The 22,312-nt window shown below is 57.3% G+C and carries 17 protein-coding genes; 8 read left to right on the top strand and 9 right to left on the bottom strand.

Features of this window, described 5'->3' with window-relative positions; genetic code table 11:
• Positions 1–776: 776 nt before the first annotated feature.
• Together OZX64_RS08305 and OZX64_RS08300 are read left to right on the top strand one after the other, a co-directional pair.
• Positions 777–1,034 (top strand): hypothetical protein, encoded by a 258-nt coding sequence (locus OZX64_RS08305; RefSeq protein WP_277172636.1) that lies wholly within the window; start codon positions 777–779, stop codon positions 1,032–1,034.
• Positions 1,035–1,047: 13 nt separating this feature from the next.
• Positions 1,048–1,350, top strand: coding sequence for a hypothetical protein (locus OZX64_RS08300; protein ID WP_277172634.1), 303 nt, complete (start codon positions 1,048–1,050; stop codon positions 1,348–1,350).
• Positions 1,351–1,506: 156 nt separating this feature from the next.
• Here the strand turns inward: OZX64_RS08300 and OZX64_RS08295 are convergent, their stop codons facing one another.
• Positions 1,507–1,827 carry a metalloregulator ArsR/SmtB family transcription factor gene (locus tag OZX64_RS08295; protein ID WP_277172632.1) on the bottom strand — a complete coding sequence of 107 codons (321 nt, stop codon included), beginning with the start codon at positions 1,825–1,827 and terminating at the stop codon, positions 1,507–1,509.
• 69 nt (positions 1,828–1,896) lie between these two features.
• Between OZX64_RS08295 and OZX64_RS08290 the strand changes: the two genes are divergently transcribed.
• A complete protein-coding gene (locus tag OZX64_RS08290; RefSeq protein WP_277172631.1) occupies positions 1,897–2,250 on the top strand; it encodes a carboxymuconolactone decarboxylase family protein in 354 nt (117 codons plus the stop codon).
• A 70-nt stretch (positions 2,251–2,320) separates the two neighbouring features.
• Here OZX64_RS08290 and OZX64_RS08285 read toward each other — a convergent pair whose 3' ends face one another.
• Both OZX64_RS08285 and OZX64_RS08280 read right to left on the bottom strand, forming a co-directional pair.
• Entirely contained in the window at positions 2,321–9,331 is a 7,011-nt protein-coding gene (locus OZX64_RS08285) for an InlB B-repeat-containing protein (protein ID WP_277172629.1), read from the bottom strand.
• 364 nt (positions 9,332–9,695) lie between these two features.
• On the bottom strand, positions 9,696–10,013 hold the full coding sequence (locus OZX64_RS08280; RefSeq protein ID WP_277175033.1) for a mycoredoxin: 318 nt from the start codon (positions 10,011–10,013) through the stop codon (positions 9,696–9,698).
• A gap of 168 nt (positions 10,014–10,181) precedes the next feature.
• On the opposite strand from OZX64_RS08280, the gene OZX64_RS08275 reads away from it, so the two are divergent.
• Positions 10,182–12,053 carry a C69 family dipeptidase gene (locus tag OZX64_RS08275; RefSeq protein WP_277172627.1) on the top strand — a complete coding sequence of 624 codons (1,872 nt, stop codon included), beginning with the start codon at positions 10,182–10,184 and terminating at the stop codon, positions 12,051–12,053.
• A 66-nt stretch (positions 12,054–12,119) separates the two neighbouring features.
• On the opposite strand, the gene OZX64_RS08270 is transcribed toward OZX64_RS08275, so the two are convergent.
• The 5 genes from OZX64_RS08270 to OZX64_RS08250 all read right to left on the bottom strand — a co-directional run bounded on the left by OZX64_RS08270 (position 12,120) and on the right by OZX64_RS08250 (position 15,946).
• Positions 12,120–12,953: a hypothetical protein gene (locus OZX64_RS08270; protein WP_277172625.1), complete on the bottom strand. Its 834-nt coding sequence runs from the start codon at positions 12,951–12,953 to the stop codon at positions 12,120–12,122.
• Complete coding sequence (locus OZX64_RS08265; protein ID WP_277172623.1) at positions 12,950–14,266, bottom strand: hypothetical protein; 1,317 nt, start codon at positions 14,264–14,266, stop codon at positions 12,950–12,952. Before OZX64_RS08265 ends, OZX64_RS08270 begins: the two co-directional genes overlap by 4 nt.
• Positions 14,257–14,679: a hypothetical protein gene (locus OZX64_RS08260; protein WP_277172621.1), complete on the bottom strand. Its 423-nt coding sequence runs from the start codon at positions 14,677–14,679 to the stop codon at positions 14,257–14,259. The genes OZX64_RS08265 and OZX64_RS08260 overlap by 10 nt, the downstream gene beginning before the upstream one ends.
• Positions 14,679–14,942: a hypothetical protein gene (locus OZX64_RS08255; protein WP_277172619.1), complete on the bottom strand. Its 264-nt coding sequence runs from the start codon at positions 14,940–14,942 to the stop codon at positions 14,679–14,681. Before OZX64_RS08255 ends, OZX64_RS08260 begins: the two co-directional genes overlap by 1 nt.
• Positions 14,943–15,592: 650 nt before the next feature.
• A complete protein-coding gene (locus tag OZX64_RS08250) occupies positions 15,593–15,946 on the bottom strand; it encodes a phenylpyruvate tautomerase MIF-related protein (protein WP_277156754.1) in 354 nt (117 codons plus the stop codon).
• Positions 15,947–16,440: 494 nt separating this feature from the next.
• Here OZX64_RS08250 and OZX64_RS08245 point away from each other — a divergent pair, with 494 nt between their 5' ends.
• Both OZX64_RS08245 and OZX64_RS08240 read left to right on the top strand, forming a co-directional pair.
• Complete coding sequence (locus tag OZX64_RS08245; RefSeq protein WP_277172617.1) at positions 16,441–18,969, top strand: phosphomevalonate kinase; 2,529 nt, start codon at positions 16,441–16,443, stop codon at positions 18,967–18,969.
• 451 nt (positions 18,970–19,420) lie between these two features.
• The gene (locus OZX64_RS08240) at positions 19,421–19,990 is read left to right on the top strand and encodes a DNA-3-methyladenine glycosylase (protein ID WP_277156756.1); all 570 of its coding nucleotides are present in this window, start codon (positions 19,421–19,423) and stop codon (positions 19,988–19,990) included.
• A 355-nt stretch (positions 19,991–20,345) separates the two neighbouring features.
• Here the strand turns inward: OZX64_RS08240 and OZX64_RS08235 are convergent, their stop codons facing one another.
• Positions 20,346–21,410, bottom strand: a complete 1,065-nt coding sequence (locus OZX64_RS08235) for a YwiC-like family protein (protein ID WP_277175032.1) — start codon at positions 21,408–21,410, stop codon at positions 20,346–20,348.
• A gap of 312 nt (positions 21,411–21,722) precedes the next feature.
• Between OZX64_RS08235 and OZX64_RS08230 the strand changes: the two genes are divergently transcribed.
• Both OZX64_RS08230 and OZX64_RS08225 read left to right on the top strand, forming a co-directional pair.
• Positions 21,723–21,962 carry a hypothetical protein gene (locus OZX64_RS08230; RefSeq protein WP_277172615.1) on the top strand — a complete coding sequence of 80 codons (240 nt, stop codon included), beginning with the start codon at positions 21,723–21,725 and terminating at the stop codon, positions 21,960–21,962.
• A gap of 145 nt (positions 21,963–22,107) precedes the next feature.
• Complete coding sequence (locus OZX64_RS08225; protein ID WP_277172613.1) at positions 22,108–22,248, top strand: hypothetical protein; 141 nt, start codon at positions 22,108–22,110, stop codon at positions 22,246–22,248.
• Positions 22,249–22,312 lie beyond the last annotated feature (64 nt).

Here is a 22,312-nt window from a genome sequence, read left to right as displayed (position 1 = left end):
CTGTTGCGTTGAAGATTATTTGTATGGTTGCGCCAAGAGTAAGCGATCCGGCACCAAGAAAAATAGTGCAGGCAGCGCTATTTAAGGAGGATCAGGTAGCGAATACAGGTTTGTAAGCGATTGATTGTGGCTGTTTGGTTTTAGTGTCTCGTCTTAAAAAGTATTGTGTAAAGTCGAATATGAAATCCATGAACCAAGCTATCGCCATGCAGGTGATGATAGCTGAACAGAATAAGAGCAAGTAGCGTAATAGTTGTCGGTTATTTGGGTTGCGTAATAACCCGCACAAGAATAGAGGCAAAAAGAAGAAACATATCGAGCTGGACGCGAAAATCGCCCTTGATACAGGGTTGAGCAATCTGATGTAGAAACGGTACGCAAAGTTGGATACCAATATACAGTATGCGATTTCGAAGCCGGCTAAGAAATATAGCAGTATTGAGAATTTTCCGTAAGTAGAAAAGAGCGGTTTCTTGCAGAGCCAGATTGTCAAAATTAAAGTAGTGGATATGGTGAAGACGCATTGTCACAATCGTTTTCTTCGTATGCGTTTGGCGTTATAGGTGTCAGTTATCTTTTCTTTTGTTTTGCGGAAGTTGCGAAAGTTTTTAGTTCGCTCGCAATGCTCTTTGTGATACACTATCTTCATCCCGCCTGTCATTGTTGTTATACAGCATAGTTGGGTACTTGTATCTGGGACACAGTGTGCGTAATTTAAAAGATAAGGTGTGTTTAATCGTTTTGGCTAGAGTATACTTTTAGAGTATAATTAATTCATGAGTTCTGATGGGGTTATTTTCGCGAAGTCGGCTGAACGGCACGGCTACACGGTGGAGGACGTGTTGTACGCGTTCCTCCATGAGACTCGCAGGCTGACCTTCGTCTCGCACGGGGAAACGTACTTCAAATTTACGGGAAAGTACCGTGGCGACGCGTTGGTGCCCACTATCGAGGTGATGATGAAGAAGGCCGGCGGCAGGCTGGTGGTCTTCCATGTAAACGCCGAACAGGGCAACTTCTGGAACAAGGACTGAAAGGAAAGGCATTATGAGCGATCTCGAGCACTGGGAATGGGACGATTCAAAGGCCGTCGAATCGACAGGAGAGCAGGCGAGCCGTGAGGCCGCGGCCATGCTGATGGAAATGACCGGCATGGACAATGTCGATGACGCGCAGGCCGTTATGCTCGGCCGTCCGCGCGCGGGGCAGAAGAAGGAGCGTACGGTGAGGCTTCAGGTGCTGGTGCCTGAGTCGTGGAGCAAGAATGCTGACCGGCAGGCGCAAAAGCATGGTACCAATCGTTCCGAGTGGTTGCGTCACCTGCTTCAAGGCCCGCTGCAGACCGCCTGATTTTTGTTCCAGAGAAGGGATGCTCGCCAGAATTTTTTCTGTTGAGCGTCCTTTTAAGTCGTGGGTTGTGGGTTCGAGTCTCACGGGGGCACAAGCAAGGTACCGTCGTTCGGCGGTGCCTTTTTGTTTTAGGGGTTGCGAAATTTTCCGAAGCAATCAGGCAGTGCGCTTGTCGAAATTGCTGAGCACGGCGTCGAGCAGGCCGGGGAAGACCGCGTCGAATTCGGGGCGGCGGAGACGGGCGCTCTGCTGGACTCCGTGGTGGTCGCGCCAGACCAGGCCTGATTCTCGAAGCACCTTGAAATGGTGGGAGGCCGCGGTTTTGGTGATGCCCAGCGCACGGTAGATGTCGCCGCAATGCATCTCTCCGTTGGCGTCGAGCAGCGCAACGATGCGGAGTCGAAGCGGGTCGCTCAAAGCGAACATCGCTTGTGGCAGGGTGACGTCTTTGGGGTCGGTGTGCAGCTGGTCGTTCATGTTTCCATGATACGATAGTCAAACTAGTTCAATAAATATTGAACCGATGAACGATAAAAGAGGTCAGCAATGATTGACGAAGCCATCACCCAGGAAACAGACCGTTTTGTTGCTGCGCGCGACGCGTATAAGGAAGCCAGCCCGCAGGTGGTCGGCGACTTTCTGGCCTTGAAGCGCGACGCCTTGAAGCCGGGGGCGCTTGACGGCAAGACCAAGGCGCTGATCGCCGTATTGATGGGTGTGGCGCGTGGCAGCGAACGGTGCATCATGACGCATGTGCGTGCGGCGGCCGATGCGAGAGTCTCTCGAGATGAATTGATCGAGGGGCTCAATATGGCCATCGTCTTCGGCGGTGCCCCGCAGTATGGCTACGCCAGCTACGCGCTGAGTGCGTACGACACGTATGGCCAAGATGGTAGATAATACAAACGCGTGGGCGCTACGCATGAAATATATGGCGTAGCGCCCACGCGTCTAGATATTGCCGGTGGCGTTAGCCCCTATGGCGGCCTTTGCTCTTTCCGAACAGTTTGATGCCTGCGGCAAGGGCGAGTGCGGCGGCCGCGATAAGCGCAACTGCGACGACGGAAGCACCGGTTACGGCGATTCTGCGGTTCGACTTGCCTTTGGCGGGGTCCGTGGTGCTTGCTGCGCCCGGACGCTTGTTGCTGTCGCTCTGTCCCGTCTGATGCGGATTACTCGGGGACGTGGGCTTGCCGGAGTTGCTCGGTGTTCCCGACGTTCCGGGGGTACCAGGTTTGCTGGGCGTACCAGGATGACCCGGATTGCTGGGATTACCGGGGTTACTAGGGTTGCCGGGTGTAGGGTTACTGGGATTCGGATTGCTGGGTGTGCCGGGGTTGCCGGGATTGGGCTTGCCGGGCGTACCGGGATTGGGATTGCCGGGGTTGCCGGGGTTGCCGGGGTTGCCGGGGTTACCGGGGTTGCCGGGATTGCCGGGGTTACCGGGGTTGCCGGGATTGCCGGGATTGCCGGGGTTACCGGGGTTACCGGGATTGCCGGGATTACCGGGATTACCGGGATTGCCGGGATTGCCGGGATTACCGGGATTGCCGGGATTACCGGGATTGGGCTTGCCGGGATTGGGCTTGCCGGGATTGCCGGGGTTACCAGGCTGACCGGGGTTACCGGGGTTGCCGGGATTGGGGTTGCCGGGATTGCCAGGCGTACCAGGCTTCGCCTCCCATTTGGCCACGAGGGTGATATCCGACTTGACCGGTGTGGTGGCGGTGTTGTAGTCGACCAGCGTGCCGCTGCCGTTGTCGATCTGCCAGCCCTTGAACGTGTACCCGTTGCGTGTGGGGTCGGCCACCGTCCCGACAGGTTGCCCATCTTTGACCTGCATGGGGTTGATGGTGCTGCCGCCCTCGCCGGTGTCGAAGGTGACCGTGTGGGTCCCGGATGTTGGCGGTGACGGGGGTTCGGGGTCGCCCTGCGTCCACGTGGCGTGCAAGGTGAGGTTGCTGGTCACTGGCGTCGAGAAATCATAGTCGACGAGCTCGCCGTTGCCGTTCTTGCGAACTTGCCAGCAGCCGAACGTGTAACCGGCGCGTGTGGGGTCCTTCGGCTTGGTCACGGTGTCGCCATCGTGCAGGCCGGTCTGGGTCTTGACCTTGCTGCCGCCTTCGGATCTGAAGAACGCGGCGTAGGTGACGGTGAGGCTTCCGCCTTTCGAACTCCCGTTTCCGCCGTCTGGGGGCAAGCTGCCTCCGGGGGATGAGGGGTCGCCATCGCCATCGCCGTTCGGTGGCTGGGTGAAGAGCGTCACATTGGCGCTGAAGGTTCCCGAAGCGTGGTTCAACGTGCCTTGTTGCTTTACGTGAGCGATGACTAGGTTCACTCCCACCGGAGCATAGACGGTGATACGGCGGTTGATGAGGTTTTGGCCGGAGAGGATTTGGCAGCCGGTCGGGTCGCATGTGGCGTCCAGCGAGCTGATGGTGCTCATTCCTGGCGTGTCATAGGTTGCGGGCGACAGGGATCGCATCTTGTATTGCAGTGTCTGATTTGTCAAGTCAAACGTGCGTAAAGCGGGAAGCGTGGCCAGTGTCTCGGTGTCTTCCAGGTAATTGCCGCTGAGATTCACGTCGGTGAGGCTGGTGAGCTTACTCAGGGTGTAGATATTGGTGAGGCCATTGTCGGAGAGGTCGAGGGTGGTGAGGTTGGTGAAGTTCTCCAATCCGGAGAGGCTTCTGATTCCCCTGTCCGCGGCGTCGAGTGTGGTCATGGAGTCCACCATCTCCTGGGTGAGCACCGATGTCGGGTCGGCGTTGCCCACTTGTTCGGCGATGGCTTCGGCAAGATTCGGGTCGCGTACGCAATCGGCGATGGAGTTCTGCCCGATGATGCAGGTGCCGTAGATGACCCACTTGGCGTAGAGCGTGAGGTCGTGTGTCACCGGTGTCGAGAAATCGTAGTTCTTGCCGGTCAGGGCGAGGTTGGTCTTCCATCCAGCGAACGCATACCTGCTATGCGTCGGGTTCTCGGGCTGCTTGACGGGGTCTCCGGGAGCGACGCGTTGCTCGGGTACCGGGGTTCCGCCGTTCGTTACGAAGGTGACGGTGTAGGGCGTCAGCGTCCAATGAGCGATGAGGGTGGTGTCGCCGGTGATCGAGGTGTCGAAGTCGTAGTCGGTGAGTTTGCCGTCCTCGCCGCGTATCTGCCAGCCCATGAAGGTGTAGCCCTCATAGGTCGGTTCGTCGGCGGGCTTGTGCGCCTTTTCCCCGTAATTCACTGTCTGCGGAGGGACCTTGCTGCCCTTGCCGGTGTCGAAGGTGACGGTGTAGGGGATGGGGGTCCACTTGGCGATGATGGTGATGTTGCTGGTGACGGGGGTGTCGAAGTCATAATCGACGATCTTGCCGTCTTCGTCGTCATATATCTGCCAGCCAGCGAAGGTGTAGCCGGTGCGCGTTGGGTCGGTGGCCGGTTTGTTCGCCTTGTCGCCGTAAGCGACTTTTTGCATGTTGACAGGGCTGCCGTCGGTTCTGAAAAGGACCGTGTAGACGGTTCGCTCCCACTTGGCGATGAGTGTCAGATCGCTGGTGACGATTGTTGTGGCGGGGTCGCAGTCGGTGAGCTTGCCGTCCTTGCCGCGTATCTGCCAGCCTTTGAAGGTATGGCCGATGAAGGTTGGCTTTGCGACGGAGCCGATCGGCTCTCCATATGGAATATTCCGCGCTTCCACAGTGCTCGCGCCTTCTCCGGTGTCGAAGCTTACCTTGTATATGATGCGCGCCCACTTGGCGTACAGGGTGAGGTCGCTGTTGATAGGCTGGTTGGGGTTGAAATCGGCCAGCTGGCCGTTGCCATCCTTGTATTGCCAGTTGACGAAATTGTAGCCTTCGCGGATTGGGGTTTGGGGCAGCGTGAGCGTGTCGCCCTCGCCGACGTTCACCGGGGTGATGGTGGACGCGCCCTTGCCGGTGTCGAAGGTGACCTTGTGGGTGATGCGTTTCCATTGGGCGGTAAGAGTGATGTCTTTGGTGACGGGCTTGCTGAAATCATAGTCCGTCCATACGTTGCCATCCTGATACTGCCAGCCCTTGAATTCGTATCCCTGTCGGGTCGGCGCCGGCGGCTCCTGGGCGGTGTTGCCCTCGTAGACGGTCTGCATGGGAACGGTGATGCCGCAGCCGGTGTTGAAGTTGACGTAGAACTTGCTGCGGGCGGGCAGGGCGCTGGTGATGGTGCCCGAGAACAGGGCGCTCGCCGCGTCGTTGATGCTGACGCTCTGGTTGAACGACACGGACACCTGATCCGCGTCCTCCGGTTTGGCCCATGTGGCGACGCCGGTAGATTGGTCGTAAGTGCCGGATGCCGGGTTCAGGCTCGGGGAGGTGAGGAACGACCCATCGGGCAACTTGGGGGTCTTGATGGTGGCGTTGGTCCAAGTCGCCGATTTCGGAGCCCTGACGAACTGGTTGGCGAACGAGACCGTCGTGAGTTCCGGAAGCGCCGTGAGCGGCTTGAGGTCGGTCAGGGAGTTTCTGTCGAGGTGGATTTCGGTAAGCTCGTCGAGCTTGGCTATTTGCTCTGCCGACGGAAGCTTGGTGATGGCGTTGCCGGAAAGGTTGAGATAGTGCAGGTCTTGCAGACCGAGGATCGGCCCGAAGTCACTGACCGCATTCCAAGCCAGGTTGAGCGAGGTCAGGTTGGTAAGTCCCTTGATCGCAGAGATGTCTTGGATGCCGTTGGTGCTTCCTGTCCTGCCGTTGATGGTGAGATCGGTGAGCTTGGTGAGTCCCTTGATTGCTGAGATGTCGCTGAGCGCGACTCCGGAGGATTCCAGCTGTGTGAGGTTCTTGAACTTGGCGACCGGCGCAAGGTCGTAAACGCCCGTTTGGTTGAGCCTCAGATAGGTGAGTTTGGTGAGTGTGCCTGCGGGTTCGATGGATTGAATTCGCCGCATTCCGGAGAGATTGAGCGAGGTCAGATTGGTGAAATACTGGATTCCCTCGATGGATGTGGCACTGCTGTCGCTGAGATTCAGGATCTTCGTGGTGTCGACCATCTTTTGTGTGAAGGTCGAGGTGACGTCGGCGTTCAACGCCTTGGCGATTTGGCCGGCAAAGGTGAGATCGGGGAAGCAGTTGGCGATTTTGCTCACGCCGATTGAGCACCCATTGGTGCCTGCTATCCATTGTGCTATGAAAGTGGTGTCACGGTTGATGCTGACGCCTGAGGTGAGATCGGCGTCGACGAGTTTGCCGTTGCCGTCCTTGTCGTATTGCCAGCCGACGAACACATAGCCGGTGCGGGTCGGAGGGGTGACGTGGACCACCCAGCCTGCAGTGTATTGGGGATCGATGGCGGTGCCGCCCTCGCCAGTGTCGAAGGTGACTTTATACAGGGCCTTCCATCTGGCCTTGAGCGTGATGTTGTCGGTAATTGGTGAGTTGTAATCGAAGTCGACCCATTGGCCGTTTTTCTGTATCTGCCAGTGGGCGAACTTGTAGCCGGTGAGTTTCGGAACGTCATAGCCGACGGACCACAGCGAGTCGCCATCGGGAACCTGAACGTTCTCGACCTTGCTGCCCCCGTTGGAGTCGAAACTGACGGTGTAGACGCGTTTCCATGCGGCGCGCAGCGTGATGTCGCTGGTGACGGGTGAGCTGAAGTCGTAATTAGACCACGAGCCGTCTTCCTCTTGGACCTGCCAGCCTATGAACTTGTAGCCGTAGCGCGTAGGGTCTTTGGATGGGCGCGCGGCCTTTTGGCCTTTGATTATGTGTTGTGTGGGATATGATGAGAAACTGTCATAGGTGTCCGTGAAGGAGACCTGGTACGAGTCGAGAACCCGTTGCGATATCGTGCCACTGAAGCTGATGCCGTTGTGTCTGAAGGTGGGCGGGCTGCTAACGAAGTCCAATCTCGCGGTGTCGGTGCCGGCCAGCGACCCCCAGGTCGCGGTGCCGGTGTCGGTGTCGTAGTGGCTGGTGGATGCTGGGCGTAGTCTTTCGGGTTGAAGGTATTCGCTGTTGATTCCTTTTGCCGTCTTGATGGCAATGCGGTCTACGGAGCCAACGTCTTTGAGCTTGATATTCTGGCTGTTGACGGAAACCTGACGATCGGTGTGGCACCACCATGCTGCGCACTGATATTCTGGTAGTCCGCTAAGAGGCGAGATGTCGGTGATGTTATTGCCGTCTAAATTGAGGCTGGACAGCGAGGTCTTGGTGAGAGTTGGGAAAAGACCGGTCAACGGGGTCAGGTCGCTGATGCGGTTGTTACGCAAGATCAGGCTATCTATGCCGGTAATCTGTTCGATCCCTTTCAGATTGTCAATGCTGTTGTTGCTCAAATCCAGTCTGCTGATTTTTGTTGATGCGGCAAACGTGGGGATGCTGGTCAATTTATTGCTATTGAGCGATACATCAGGTAGGGATTGGTCGGTAAATGTCACCTTGGTGATGTTGTTGTTTGACAAATCAAGATTCTCAAGGTGAGGCGGGACGTGAATGGTCGTCTTAGTGAAGTTATTGTACGACAAATCGATCTTGTCGAGACTGGGCAAGTCTTTCAACGCATCCATGTTGCTGATTTTGTTATAAGACAGGTTGAGGGCGATTTCGTCCGGGTCATGGTGTATGCAGCCACCGATGCCACCGAGTATCTTTTGTTGGTCATCGGAAGAGAGGCCGTTGCGATTGCCTAGATTGGTGAGGCTTGCCAGAGGCGTGATGTCATCGATTGCGTTCCCTCTCAGATCAAGGTATACAAGGTGCGTGAGCGAGCTCAGTGGCGTGATGTCTTTGATGTTTGTGCCGGAAAGATCGAGCCAAATAAGCTGGTTGAGGTGGGCGATGAAGCTGAGTTCCAAGGGCTTTTTATTGTCGCTGGGATTGTCGGGGTTGCTTATGCTAGGATCTTTGAACAGGAGCATTGCACTCAACGCTTTGAGATTTTTCAATTGTCCGAGTGGGGTAAGATCGATGGGTTGCTGCTGTGAGGGTGGGACGCTATAGTCGCGTTGCCTTTGCAGCGCATTGATATTGAGCTGCGCCAGGTTCCGGAATGAGGCTATTGATTCCATTGTGAAGTCATCGGTGACTGTCGAAGCCTCGAGGCTCAATCCGTAAAGGGAATGATTTTCTTCCCACCGATATTGGTCGGCCGTGATGAGGTCTTGCTCGAGTATGAGAAACTGCAATGTCGGCATCGAAGAGAATTGGCTTAGATTGATTGGGGTGGATGCCTCAGTGGGGTAATTCTGTGATCGGTCGAAACCGTGGAGTTTGAGGAAAGAGAGATTGTGCATCTGATAGAGCGGTGTGAAATCACGAAGCTTTGGGTTCGCGTATTCATCGATCTCTAGGCTTGTAATCCCCAGATATTGGATGCCCTCGAGATTGCCGATACCTCGTAAATTGTCGAGATACCGGATTTTGCTGATAATGTCTCGTGAGAAGACGGTGGTGGTGTTGGAATTTGACGCTTCGGCCACCGCTTGTGCCAGCTGCGGGTCGGGGAAGCAGTCGGCGATGGTGCTTTGGCCGATATTGCAGGTGCCGGATTGGGCTTTGGGCGTTTGCGGCTGTTGTTGCTGTTGTGTCGGTTTTGTCTGCTGCGTCGTTGCGGTCAGCGGTGAAGTGGGTGCCGCCAAAGTGGGCTTGGACGTTGCCGGTTGCGTTGCCGGTTGCGTCGGCTGGGAGGAGACCGGTGTTGAGGGATTTTGGACTTGTTGGCCCGATGTGGATGAGGGTTGTGGGGTTGCTGTTGCGGCGGCTTCGGCAGATTGGCCGGATTGGTCGGATGTCTGATTCGAATTGGAACTCGACTGGTTTTCTTGCTTTTCTGCTGATGCTGATGCCGATGCCGTCTGCGCGGTGGTGGGTTGCCCCGGTGGCTGGCCGGAGCCGAACATCGCGGGCTGCCCCGCGGATGCGGTCTGTGGCACGAACATCGCAACGCTGATGATGGTGGCGATGATTGCAACGATTGACCGACGGCGTCTGCTGCTGCCGCTCCCTTTATCTCCCATGATGTGCCCTCTTCTTTGTCTGGCTCTCCGTAATATCGCTGTCCCGATGCGGAATCAGCAAGGACGGCAGTATATACGAGGATAAATTTTATCAGAAAGTAAGCACAAATATGTGTAATATCACACCATATGTAATAAAGATTATTCGTTTGGAGTGATTGGTGTTGTTGGAGCGACCGATTCGATTGCTGTAACAGATGAGATGTGGGATATTGTGTGTCGTATCGGGTGCGGTTGCAGGAAGCGATGGTTTGGCTTGAGGGTTCACATCACGTAATAGATAAATAAATAGGGTGAGATTTACAGGTCTGCGGGTCGAACGCTTGCCGCACATGCGTGAAAACGCGCGACCCGCATGTTGCGCTCAGAGCTGTCCCAAGGCCTCGAGCTTGGTCTTGAGGTCGGTGGCGCTGGGCTCGACTTGGAAGCTGCTGTCGGAGAAGAGGACGACCGGGATGTGCTTCTGGCCGCTGATTTCGATGGCCTTGGCCTCGGCGCCGTCCTCGTGCTCGATGTCGTGCCAGTTGTAGGCCACGCCGAAACGCTCCAGCGCCGCCTTCGCCCGCTTGCAGTCGCCGCACCAGTCGGCCCCATAGATCTCGATGTTCACGTTGTCTGCCATGTGCTGGCTCCTTTCTGATTCGTCTGCCGTATTCGGCGGATGCCGGTAATCTGCCTTGATGATAGAACGGCTCGGCGATGATGGAAAGAGGTTTCGCTGCGCACGTAGAACGTATATGACGATGTTGTGTGTCGGCAAGGATTGGCGCGATGTTTCATTGGCATATTCGCTTTCCGCCGACGTGCGGCAGGCGCGTGGTTCATAGCAACCGGGTCGTAGACTGGGGCCATGCCTTGCACAACGTTACTTGTAGGAAAAAATGCCAGCTACGACGGATCCACGCTCATCGCGCGCAATGACGACAGCGGTGGCGGACGCTACGATCCGAAGCGGTTCGTGGCCGTGAGCCCGGCCGACCAGCCTCGCCATTACCGCAGTGTGCTGAGCCACGTCGAAATCGATCTGCCCGACGATCCGTGCGCCTACGTCATGGCACCAAACGCTCTGCGCAACCGCGGCATCCTCGCCGAGGCCGGTGTGAGCGAGCGCAACGTGGCGATGAGCGCCACCGAGACCATCGCCGTCAACGAACGCGTGCTTGGCGCCGATCCGATGGTCGAGCTGCATACCGTGCCCGCTGATGGTGATGGCAAAGTCGCTTCTGGCACGGGTCATAACGGCGTCAATAGCACTGAGCCCGCACCATCCGTCGATGCGCTGTGGGCGTCGATCGGCGAGCCTGAACCCTATGACGCGGGTTGTGCCGATGACATCGCCAATCAAGGGCTGGACGTGTACCTTGCCCATGGTGGCGAGAGCCGGCTGCAGCCCGGCGGATTTGTGGGTGGTAAAGCCGCTGGTGAAAACCCTGCTGAAAGCGCGATTTCAGCCGGCACCCGCCGCGAGATTCCCGGCGGTATCGGCGAAGAGGACATCATCACGTTGGTGCTGCCCTACGTCCGCTCCGCACGCGAAGGTGTCATCCGTCTGGGCGGGTTGCTCGAACGTTACGGCACCTACGAGGCCAACGGCGTGAGTATCTGTGACGGCGACGAGGTGTGGTATCTCGAATCTATCGGCGGCCACCATTGGATCGCCCGTCGCGTGCCCGACGATTGCTATGCCGCTATCCCTAACCAGCTCGGTCTTGACCATTTCGATTTGGTGGAGGCGCTGGCCGAACCGAAGCCGGGCGAGACGGACACCCGCGACTACCTCTGCTCGGCCGATTTGCGTGAGTTCATCGAGGCGAACCACCTCGACCGCAGCATGGACAGCTCCGAGGAGCATTGGCGTCATCTCAACCCGCGCAAGCTTTTCGGCACCTCGACGTTCCGCGACCATATCTACAACACCCCGCGTGCCTGGTACATGCAGCGCTGCCTCAACCCCAGCGAGGACTGGGATTCGCCTGCCGCCCGCTATACGCCGATTTCCGATGACATCCCGTGGGTGCGCAGGCCGGAAAGCAAGGTCAGCATCGAAGACGTGAGCGTCGTGCTGAGCTCGCATTATCAGGACACTCCGTACGATCCGTATGGTCACGCGGGTACGCCGGCGACGCGCCACAGCTTCCGTCCGATCGGCATCAGCCGCACCGGTCACTTGGCGATCATGCAGATCCGCGGTTATCTGCCCGCCGAGGCCGCGAGCTACCGATCCGTGATGTGGCTGGCGTTTGGTTCACAGCCCACAACCGCCAACGCGCCCTTCTATACCAACGTTTCGCGCACGCCCGCGTATCTGCGCGATACGACCGGCGAGGTCTCCACTTCCACGCTCTACTGGACCAACCGTCTCATCGCGGTGCTCGCCGATGCGCACTTCGACCTGACCGATAGCGCCGTCGAGGCGTTCCGCGAGGACATCTTCTCGCACGGTCATCGTTTCGTCGCCGAGGCCGATGCGCGGCTTTTGCAGGCGGTGCGGAAAGCCGCGGCCGCGCCGGTTGATGGCCAAGAAGCGCAAACCGCTGAGCAGGCGCAATCGGTACTGGACGAACGGCAGACGGATGCTGCGCGTCCGATTATGGAAGCCGCGAACCAGCGCATGGCCGACTATCTCGAGGCGCGCAGCAAGCAGTTGCTCGACAAGGTGCTCTACATTTCCAGCGAGCACATGCACAACGCTTTCGCCCTCTCGGACCGTCCACAGCAATAATCGACGACGGCGCAAGCAAGGTTCCCGCAAGCAAGGTTCCTAAGTGTCCATCTGTATAGCGCTTGGTCATTGCGTGGGGGCTGCCGTTGTCTCCAGCAGGGTGATGCCTTGGAAGCCGTTGGCATTCGTGAGGGCGACGAGTGTCAACGATACCGGTTTGAACCCCAAGGTCTTGTTTTCCGTTGTCTTGGTCTCTCCCAGACGGAGGTCCACTGATTGCATCGGGTAGGACTTGTGGTTCCTTCTGACGACGATGTGTGCTGACGTGTCATCTCCGTTTCGGGTGCCGAGTCCATAGGGCAGGTCGGCCTGTACGTCCCCGAAGTCGATGGTTTCGCCCAATGCCGCGGTGCTGGTCCGGCCTTGGGCGAGTTGTTCTTGGGGGATGTTAGCCGATTGTTGGGTGACAGGGCCGTGGTGGTAGGGCTCGACCAGTACGGTGATGCCCTGAACCCCGTCGAAATCGATGAGTTTGATCAACGTCACCGAACAACCGAATTTCTTTACGGTCACCGTCTTGCCGAGCTCCAAATCCAGAATAGGATTGAGATCATCGGTTCGGTCGCTGCTGCTCCCGATTACTGGATTAATCGAGTAATGGCCGTCGGTCTTACCCAAAGTATGAGGCACTCCCATACCCACATCGCCAAAATCCATAGTGCCGCCGAGCTGTGCGGACTGGACTCGTCCCTTGTCGATGCGTTCCTGGGAAATGTCGGCGGATTCCCTGACGATTGGTCCCTGCTGCTGGTTCATGTGTTTTCCTTCCATATGCAGGTTTGTGAAATCCACTGCGATGATCGCCGTCACGACCGCCACAAACGCGGCTATGATGATGAGCACAAGATGTTTGCGGCCGTGTCTTCCTGCCTGTCTCGTTTTATCGTTCAAGTCGGTCATTTCTGGGATTCCATCGTGAAGAGTCGGTTGAAGTCTTCCTTGCTGATCCAGAACACGCCGTCCTCGTCATCGGCCTTGTAGTCTGGACTCTGACTGATTTTGCCCCATGGGTTGCGCAGGCCGATCATCCCGTCTTTGGCTCCGACGACCTCATAGGCGTGGTTGGGTACAATTCGGATATTGGCGCCTTTGCCCGAACCGGGTGCCTGTGTGGCCCATAGAGAATGAGAATATTTATCTTCCCCGTTATCGGTCTTGCCGTAGTCACCGCTGCTGGCGACGGATATGCCGCCGTCCTCGGACCCGCCGGATTTGGTGGCGTCACTGGCTATATCGTGGAAGGTGAAGCCGAACAGCTGGAAGTATTTCTGTGATTCGGCGAGGTTGCCTTCACCTAGGGCGAGGGAGGCGTTGCCGGGGGTGTTGCCATCCAAGGCACCTTTGCCGAAGCCTTTCTCAATGGCTGCCTCATACAAGGAGGCGATACCGGGCAGGCCGTCTCTTGTCACACCGTTGGAGGCGATATCGGTGACCGTGACCCATTGAGGCTTGCCGCTCTTGTATATCCTGACTTTGTAGCAATGGTGCTTCTCGTCCCATTTGACGCCGTTCCTGAGTTGTTTGCGTCCCTCAGAGGTCTCCATCATGGCGTCGAGCGTGGCTATTAGCCAACAGTCGCCAATTTGTCCTTGATTATTTTCTCCGGGATCCAGTGGATCGTAGCCGATCGGACCTTCCAATACAGCCCAATAAATAGGACTGTCATCTTTGCCGTCGGGATTGATACCGTGTCCGACCTTGCCGTACTTGTTCTGGTTGTTTTGGTAGAGGTGACGTGTGGCTTGGTCAAGGGTGTGGAGACGTTGGATCTTGTCCTCGAGCCTGTTGGCCTGTTGCTCGCTTCGCCACCACATGCGGTCTAGCAGTCCTTTGAGTTCTCCGGCGTCGTCAGGCAGTAGATCTTGGGCCCGGCGCAGAAGGTTGTCGGCTTGGCGTATACGGTTGACGCAGTCGGCGATGCCGTCCTCGTCGAGGTAGTCATCCTCGATCAGAGACTCCAGGCGCATGCGAAACTCGCGGTTGTCGGCCATGATCTGTTCGCTTTGGCTGATGGCCTGTTCGAGCCGAGGTTTGACCACGTCGGTGGCCTGTCGCTTTGCGGCGGTCCATGCCTGGCCGGTCAGTGTGGTGTCAGCAGCGAGATCATCGAGGGTGCGTATGGCTCGTCTTGTCTCTTGCTGGCGGGCCCTAATGTCATGGTCGGCCTGGCCGAGGGCGGCTAACAGCTCTGGTTTGTCGACGATCAGTCCCATGGGCCCCTCCCTTGCTTCTCCTTGTTCTCGTATTTGTGCTTCGTGCGGTACAGGCTCTCCTGCTCGTCGCGGATATCGAGCGCGTTTTTATGTTGCCGTCTGGCCTGGTTGGTGAGTATATCGTATGTTTCGGCGCAGCCGTTTTGTGTCTGCCGAAATCCAGCTTCTCGTTCCTCGTTGTCCTGCTCGAGCTGTCGCCATTCTGTGTCGCCTTTGACATGTTGGTGGAGGTCCTGCCAGGCGTCGGTGACCTGCCGGTTCCAGTTGATGATGATGCTACTGGCCTCGTCGTAGGTTTTCGCTTGTTTTTCAGATTCGCGGGTTTTCTCGTGCGCTTGGCTGATACGTCGTTCGCAATCCGCGATTCGTTCGTCTAAACGTCTTATGCGCGTTTCGTGTTCTTCGTCGCTCATCACATCGCGCCAGCACTCAATTGGTCCGCTTGGGACAGACCCTTATGGGTCTCTGCGGATTCGTGTCCTATCTCGTGGACGGCGTCGGTGACGTCCCGGAACATGGTCTCGAGGGACGAGCATGCAGCTTTCGCAGCCCCGGCAGCCGGCAGATTCGATACCGAAAAGCCGAAATTCACTGTACCCATGATGTCATCCGCCGTTATCGACAGGGCATGCGTATGTGATAATGCCGAAGCCTCATTGCTTTTGATCTCGCTCATGACATTTAATTATATCCCGAAATCGCTGTTATACATGGCTTTAGACTGGCATCGTCACAGGTCCGTTACGGTTGTAAAACTACGGTATGCGCGGTCATGGCAAGTCTCCGTGAATCATGAAGAACTGAATGATACGTTATTCGGATATGCGCGTTGGTCAGGACAAGGATTTTGGTCCGGTGTCTTGGAATGAAGCCGTTCGGCAGGTTCCTCGACAATTCATGGCGTACTTTTATAGGACTTTTTCTGCCTTCGTTGTAATGGATGTCAGGCAAACTTGATCATCGTGACAGCCGTAGGAAAGTCTCCGAACATTGTCAATAATTAGGTAGCTTCCTTTTCGGTTGGGGGGGATTGTCGGTTCAAGGCTAATAAGCGCTAGCAAGATAGCGTCGTTTGACGGTATCTTTTGTTTCTGTGCTGAGGCTTCACGAATCAAGTAAATAAGGGTGCGCTGCACCGTACCCGGGAGTGACTATTCGGATTCGGACCAAATGCTTGATTCATCATTTATGGTCCCTGACAGCAGACTTCCCGGCGAAAAGGTGGGAACAAGGCGATAAACCGTGGCGTGAAGCGGAACTCCGGCCGGCTTATCGCCTTTTGCACAATTCGTATCGGTGCCTTTCAGCGCCGCTGGATAAGCGAGATCAGAAATTCCCGCCGTTCCATCCCCAGTCGCCGGTGGCCGTATAGCGGATGTAGGTGCGGTCTTCCGGGACGCCGAGCTCATCGTGAAGCGCGGTCATGATCTGCTTCGACATCGATTCCCAAACAGCGCGGTCGACGCTTCCCGGCTCTCCCATGACGTTGACCTCGACGTAGGCGGCCGGCAAGCTGCTGGTTCCGCCGAAATAGATCGGCATGTTGTCCTCGAACGGGCACATCAGCCAGCTCTCGGTCTTGCCGGGGACGGCGGTGATGGCCTTGCCGTACGCGGCCTTCAACGCCTCGCGCTGCTCGGGAGTGGTGGAAACGGAAACGTGGGTATGGATGACTGGCATGATGGCTCCTTCGTTGTTGGGAATCTCGATGTTGCCAATCTTATGCCCTCGCGCGCTGCTGATGGCGGATTATGTCACTTTTTGGGGGCGGCTCGCGTATTTTCTCTCGTTACCGAAATGCAACGGCAAGAAAGGGAAGGGTCGTTGCGTTGCCTGTTGTTGTTCGTTTCCTGCCGTTATCGTTGGTGCGTCTCAGATCGGGCGTTCAAGGTCTTGGCGGTCATTTGATCTCGACTGGGGTAGTGCGCAGACCGGTGTGCGGGGCCGATACCCGCGGAAGTCCGGTGATAGGGGAGAGTGCGGGTAATGTGGTGGTGCTGCGCAGATTATCGGGGTATTTGGTGCAGAGTAGGCTCAAGGTGTTCATCTTCGCTTGGTTTGTGCGTACATTTGGAATATTGACATGGATATTGGTTAGTTGCGCTGTGCTACGTAAGCTTTAAGGGCCGGTGGCGGCGCAGATGTGGTTGATGAGAGGAAGGAACGGCATAACGATGAGCGGTAGGCGAGCCCAGGAACCAGGCAGCAGCGTAGCGACGGCCCCTGGAAAGCTGTATATCGCCGGCGAATATGCCGTGGTCGAGCACGGCCATCCCGCAATCCTCATCGCCGTTAATCGGCTCCTGACCGCCCGCATCACCGAACACGACACTTCCGCCGCCCAACTTCAGCCCTTCGGCGTCGATCCCGTCGGCCGTATCCATTCCGCGGGCCACCCCGAAGCGTCGGTGACGTGGCGGCGTCGGGCCGGACGCGCGGTGCCCGACGTGGAGCAGCCGGGTGCGGCGTTCGTGCTTTCCGTCATCCACGCGGTCGAGGAATTGGCGCAACAGCAGGGCAAAGACCTCAAAATCTACGACGTCAATATCGAAAGCGAGCTTGATGACGCCTCCGGCCGCAAGTATGGGCTCGGCTCGTCGGCTGCGGTGACGGTGGCCATGATGAAGGCGCTGACCGCGTTCTATGGACTTGAACTCGAGCCGATGCAGCAATATAAACTCGCCTTTGTCTCGGCCAGCCGGGCGCAGAAAGTCGGCTCCGGCGGCGATTTGGCTGCGAGCCTGTTCGGCGGCTGCATCCGTTTCACGGCGGTCGACCGTCAGTGGGTCACCAATCGCTTGCAGGACACGGCGTTAGGCGACCTGATTAACATGCCCTGGCCTGGGCTGAGCATTGCGCGGCTTCGTGCGTTCGAGCCCGGCAGCAATCTGCATCTGATGATCGGATGGACCGGGAACCCGGCTTCCACGCCGTCGCTGGTCGGTCATGTCCAGCAACAGAGCGCGGCCGAACATGAACGGTTGTATCAGGACTTTTTGAACGGCAGCGATGCGTGCGTCGACGCGTTGGCGAAGGCGTTGGTCGCCGATGATGAACAGGCCGTCATCGCGCATGTGCGTCAGGCTCGCAAGCTGCTGCAGAACCTTTCATCGTTTACCGGCGTGACCATCGAGACGCCGGCCTTGCGCGCTTTGGTCGAAGTGGCCGAAAACCATGGAGCTGCGGCGAAAAGCTCCGGTGCGGGCGGCGGCGACTGCGGCATCGCGATTGCCGGGCCCAGTGCTGACAGGGCCGCCGTCACGCGTGGTTGGCAGGAGCAAAGCATCGTTCCGCTGGATTTGTCGGTGCAGGCCCCCCGGATTCAGCTTGCCGATTGGATGGGTGGAGCCGGGGATTTCGTGCCTGGTGAAGGTGCCGGCGGTGTGGGGGCCTATCGAAATTTTCAAAGTAAAGTCGGCGTCAACCCGGGCGGCGACTGCGCAACAAGTGATTTGGCGGTTTCGAATTCGATTGCTGCCGGCGGTGTGGGCCGGTTGTTCGGTGCGGATTCGCGGGTTTCCGGTGCCGGCTCGAATCGTAAGGACGACCACGTTCGTCTCGCGCTCGCCGAGCACGGTGACAGCCAACGCAACGCTTTCGACGATCTGGCCTTTGTCCATCACAGTTTGGGCAGTGTCGACGTCAGTGATGTCGACCTGTCCACGCGAGTTTGCGGCGCAACCTGGGACGTGCCGTTCTATATCAATGCGATGACCGGTGGGTCGGCGAAAACCGGTGTCATCAACGCGGCCTTCGCCGGTGCCGCTGCCGCGACCGGCTTGGCCATGGCCTCCGGTTCACAGCATGCCGCCATCCGTGACCCGCAGCTCGAGCCGACGTTCACTGCGATCCGCAAGCATGACCCCTCTGGCTTTGTCTTCGCCAATGTCGGGCTTTCAGTGAGCGTCGAGCAAGCTCTGCGTGCTATCGAGATGATTGGGGCCGATGCCCTGCAGGTTCATATCAATGCCGCACAGGAGCTGGTGATGCCCGAGGGCGCACGCGACTTCGAGACATGGCCGGAGCGTATCGCCGCCATCGTCAAGGCCTCGCCGGTGCCGGTGATGGCCAAGGAGGTCGGCTTCGGCATGAGTGCGCGTACCGTCCGTCAGCTGTCGGATTTGGGTGTGTGTACCGTCGATGTGAGCGGCCGTGGCGGTACCGATTTCGCGCGTATCGAGAACGCGAGACGGGCCGGTCACGAATACGGTTATATGGCCGGTTGGGGCCAGTCCACGGCGTTGTGCCTGTTGGGATTGTCGACAAATAAATGCAATATGTCAAATAATAGTGGCGTTGTCGATTCTGTCTCGAATTCCGACGGCATTGCAAGGGATGCCAGCTCGTGTGCGGATGAGGCAAGCAAGGCCGGCTATAAAGCAACTCATTACAGCGAAACCGCCATGGCGGTGCTGGCTTCCGGCGGTGTGCGCAACCCGCTTGACGTAGTGAAGGCGCTCGCCTTGGGGGCGCGGGCTGTCGGTGTCTCCGGCCATTTCCTGCAAGTGCTCAACGCAGACGGGAAAGACGGCTTGATCGCCGAAATCAACGGATGGAAGAATCAGGTGCGCTCGCTGATGGCGTTGCTCGGCGCAAAAACCGTTGCGGATTTGCGGCATACCGGTTTGCTGGTCACCGGCAAAACCGCTGAAGAGGCGCGTTTGCTGGGGGTCGATTTGGCGGCTCTGGCACGTCGTCTTTGAATGGTAGGTCGATGTGGCTGTGCTGGTATGTCGTCTTTGAGTGGTCGGTCGATCTGGCTGTGCTGGTATGTCGTCTTTGAGCGGTCGGTCGATCTGGCTGTGCTGGTATGTCGTCTTTGAATGGCAGGTCGATGTGTCGGTGCCGGCGCAGCGCGAATCGATGATGATTATGCCGCTCTGCTGTTCATCAAGATACGGAATATATACGAAACCGGCCCCAGATCTTCCCGTTTTCAGCGCATTCCGTGATTTTGGGGCCTCTTGGTGCACCAAGTTGGCCTTTTTTGAAAGATTCATGGGTCATTTGCCGAATTCGTGGGTTCTTGGTGCACCAAGCAGGCCGTTTTTTGAGGATTGAGGGGTAATTCGCGGTTTTTGAGGGTACTTGGTGCACCAAGATGCCTCAAAATCGCGAATTGCTGAATTCTGGTGGGTGGGCTTCAATAGAAGTATGTTTCCTGCATTTCTGAACGAGGACGCTGAAACCGTGGCGCGGCGGTTGCTCGGCTGCACGTTGGCGCGCGAGATCGACGGCGAGACTTTGACCGTTCGCATCGTCGAAACCGAGGCTTACGACCAGCTTGACCCCGCGAGCCATACGTTTCACGGGAAAAGCGAGCGAAATCGAGCGATGTTCGGTCCGTCCGGCCACGCCTATATCTACCTGGTCTATGGCACGAATCTGTGCATGAACGTCACCGCATTCGAGGAGGGTTTCGGCGCGGGTGCGCTTATCCGTGCCGCCGAACCGATGGATATGCGAACCGCTGAAATTATCGAAGAACGCCGTGGTGGAAGGCGCATCAAGGACTGCCTCAATGGGCCGGGCAAAATCTGCAAGTCGCTTGGCATCACCATGGATTTGTACGGCCACGACCTGCGCACGCCTCCGCTCAAGCTGGAAGCGGGCTCGTTGCGTTCCGGTGAACGTGTCGAGACCACACAGCGTATCGGCATCACCAAGGCCAAGGACCGGCCGCGTCGTTTCATCATCGCCGGCAACCCGTATCTTTCGCGCTGAGGTGTCCAATCGTTTGGAATCTGGGGGGGGCGACGTGTCGGTCTACGTATGTCTGTGGATGCTTGACGGATGTCGACGGATGGTTTGCTGCCGGTAGGCGTTGTTGCGGCGGTTGTGCGGTGTGATTTCCGGCAATGAGCGTGAGGTGCTGCTGGTAAATGGTGTACAGTGCAGCTTCCGGCATGATCGCAAGGTGCTGCTGGTAAACGGGTTTTTAGGGTTCGTGCGGTGCAGTTTCCCAGCAGCAAGTGTGCTGAAGCGGCTTTGGGTGATCGCTAACGGTCGTGTTCGGCGGCGGTTCTGGACGGTTCGGGATGCTCGGGCGGTCGGTCGCACGGCAGTTGCCGAACATCGCCTATGCCAACGCGATTGCGATGATGACGAGGTTCATCAGACTGGTGAAGGCCTCGATGCCGCCGACCTGCATGGCCTTCAGTCGCTTGAGGCGTGGGAAAACGATGGCAATTAGCAGCAGCATGGTGGCGGCGATGCCCCAAAGCAGGCTGGTTTCGGCGACGCCGTGCGGCAATGCCATGCCGGCAAAATTCTGTAGCAGCACAGGTGCGGCGAATCCGAGCGCGGCGAGGGCGGCGTGGTAGATGACCGACAGTGCGTAATAACCGGAATGGCCGTACTGACGAAACATGGTTTTGACAAAAACGACCGAGGCGTATTCGGTGAGGATGAAACCGAGCGCGGCGACGGCCCCGGCTTTCGGCAGTAGCGGCGAACCGAGAAAAAACTGCGATGAATGCTGCGACGTCGAGGCAAGGTGAAGGCCGATCGGCGACAATCTGGCCCCGAGGCTTTCGTGCGCGCTGGTCATTATGAAGAACTTCGAGCCGAGCGAGGTGGCCAGTAGGCTCATGCAGCCGGCTGCGATGACGGAGACGGCATTGCCCCAAAGCGTTCGTTCGCTGCGTCGCCAAGCCGCGAGGAACGAAAGCGCGGCGATGACGACATAAGGAGGGATCCACCACAGCAGTTTGGGCGTGGAAACCAGAAGCGGTATGCCGATAACCGCTACGGCGATGAGATAGACCGTCGTCGCAGTGAGATAGATGCTCGAATGACGTGCCTTGTGCGGAGCGTGGGTGCGGTTCGTGTCTGGGTGAAGTGCATTGGGTCGGTCCGGGTGTTGGCGGACTCGGCTTGAAGTTGGGTTCGACGAGCCTTTCGTCATCGAATTCGTGGCATTGGTATTGTTGGAATTTTGGGCTTTGGGTCGGCGTTTTCGCTCGGTTTTGACCTCGTGCGCGCGGACGGCGAGCCAGCGGGCCGCTGAGAATTGGAAGCAGTAGCACAGTGCCCATGCGATGAGCAGCCAGACGTTGCGCCAAGAGGGCCCGCCGATGACAATGCCCCCGAGTGCCGGGAAAAGTGCCATGACCCATGCCCCGGGCTGGTCGGGTAGCCAGATATTGCCGTGATGGTGAGAGTGTTGTCGCGGCTGATGCGCGGAAGTTGTTGAGGCTATCGCGCCGTTATGGACATGGTCATCCGTATGGAGGTTTGACTGCGAGACGGTAGGCGCGCTCGATGTTGGTATCGCGTTGTGTGGGTGACATATCCACATATTTTTTGCGACACAATTTATAGATTCTGTCTCGTTCATGACTTCAGCGTAGTGCTTGGTATGAAGAAATACGGATTCGGCGGTTCGATGACATGCATATTGTGTTCGTTTCGTTTGTTATGCGTCATGTCTCTCAGAAACGGGAGAAATGAAGAAATGAAAAAGAAAGCAAAAGGAACAGAAGAGGAGACGCGGGAGACGCGGAAGGAAACGGAGGAAACGGAGGAAACGGAGGAAACGGAGGAAACGGAGGAAACGGGAGAAACGGAGGAAACGGGAGAAACGGGAGAAACGGGAGAAACGGGAGAAACGGAAGAAACGGAAGAAACGGAAGAAACGGAAGAAACGGAAGAAACGGAAGAAACGGAAGAAACGGTGGCTTGGAAGGAACAGTAGGTTCGGAAGGAACGGTGGCTAGCGAGGAGCAACGGGAACGATAGGAACGGGGCTGAAAGAAACGAGAGGAACAAAAGCAACGGAAAACAGAAGCAACGGAAAACAGAAGCAACGGAAAACAGAAGAAAGGAAAGGCGCAGGAGAAATGGAAAGAACGGGAGAGGTGGGAGGAACAGGGAGAAACGACGGCTCGGGAAGCTCGGAAGATCTGGAAGGAATGGAAGAGCAGCAGCAGGTGCAGAAGGCGCAGGAAGAAACAGCGGCTCAGACCGATGCGGCAAAGTAAAACGCCGGTGCCGGCCACCGCTTAACAAATACAGTGGCCGGCACCGGCGCTCGGAAAAAGAAAG

Origin of the sequence: Bifidobacterium sp. ESL0704 (assembly GCF_029392075.1) — a bacterium.
In the GTDB taxonomy this organism is placed as follows: domain Bacteria; phylum Actinomycetota; class Actinomycetes; order Actinomycetales; family Bifidobacteriaceae; genus Bifidobacterium.
This window is presented reverse-complemented; position numbering and strand designations above follow the sequence as displayed.

Bases quoted from the DNA above. Each gene is read 5' to 3' on its own strand.
- OZX64_RS08305 (WP_277172636.1), top strand. From the start codon at position 777: ATGAGTTCTGATGGGGTTATTTTCGCGAAGTCGGCTGAACGGCACGGC.
- OZX64_RS08300 (WP_277172634.1), top strand. From the start codon at position 1,048: ATGAGCGATCTCGAGCACTGGGAATGGGACGATTCAAAGGCCGTCGAA.
- OZX64_RS08295 (WP_277172632.1), bottom strand. From the start codon at position 1,827: ATGAACGACCAGCTGCACACCGACCCCAAAGACGTCACCCTGCCACAA.
- OZX64_RS08290 (WP_277172631.1), top strand. From the start codon at position 1,897: ATGATTGACGAAGCCATCACCCAGGAAACAGACCGTTTTGTTGCTGCG.
- OZX64_RS08285 (WP_277172629.1), bottom strand. From the start codon at position 9,331: ATGGGAGATAAAGGGAGCGGCAGCAGCAGACGCCGTCGGTCAATCGTT.
- OZX64_RS08275 (WP_277172627.1), top strand. From the start codon at position 10,182: ATGCCTTGCACAACGTTACTTGTAGGAAAAAATGCCAGCTACGACGGA.
- OZX64_RS08270 (WP_277172625.1), bottom strand. From the start codon at position 12,953: ATGACCGACTTGAACGATAAAACGAGACAGGCAGGAAGACACGGCCGC.
- OZX64_RS08265 (WP_277172623.1), bottom strand. From the start codon at position 14,266: ATGGGACTGATCGTCGACAAACCAGAGCTGTTAGCCGCCCTCGGCCAG.
- OZX64_RS08260 (WP_277172621.1), bottom strand. From the start codon at position 14,679: ATGAGCGACGAAGAACACGAAACGCGCATAAGACGTTTAGACGAACGA.
- OZX64_RS08255 (WP_277172619.1), bottom strand. From the start codon at position 14,942: ATGAGCGAGATCAAAAGCAATGAGGCTTCGGCATTATCACATACGCAT.
- OZX64_RS08250 (WP_277156754.1), bottom strand. From the start codon at position 15,946: ATGCCAGTCATCCATACCCACGTTTCCGTTTCCACCACTCCCGAGCAG.
- OZX64_RS08245 (WP_277172617.1), top strand. From the start codon at position 16,441: ATGAGCGGTAGGCGAGCCCAGGAACCAGGCAGCAGCGTAGCGACGGCC.
- OZX64_RS08240 (WP_277156756.1), top strand. From the start codon at position 19,421: ATGTTTCCTGCATTTCTGAACGAGGACGCTGAAACCGTGGCGCGGCGG.
- OZX64_RS08230 (WP_277172615.1), top strand. From the start codon at position 21,723: ATGAAAAAGAAAGCAAAAGGAACAGAAGAGGAGACGCGGGAGACGCGG.
- OZX64_RS08225 (WP_277172613.1), top strand. From the start codon at position 22,108: ATGGAAAGAACGGGAGAGGTGGGAGGAACAGGGAGAAACGACGGCTCG.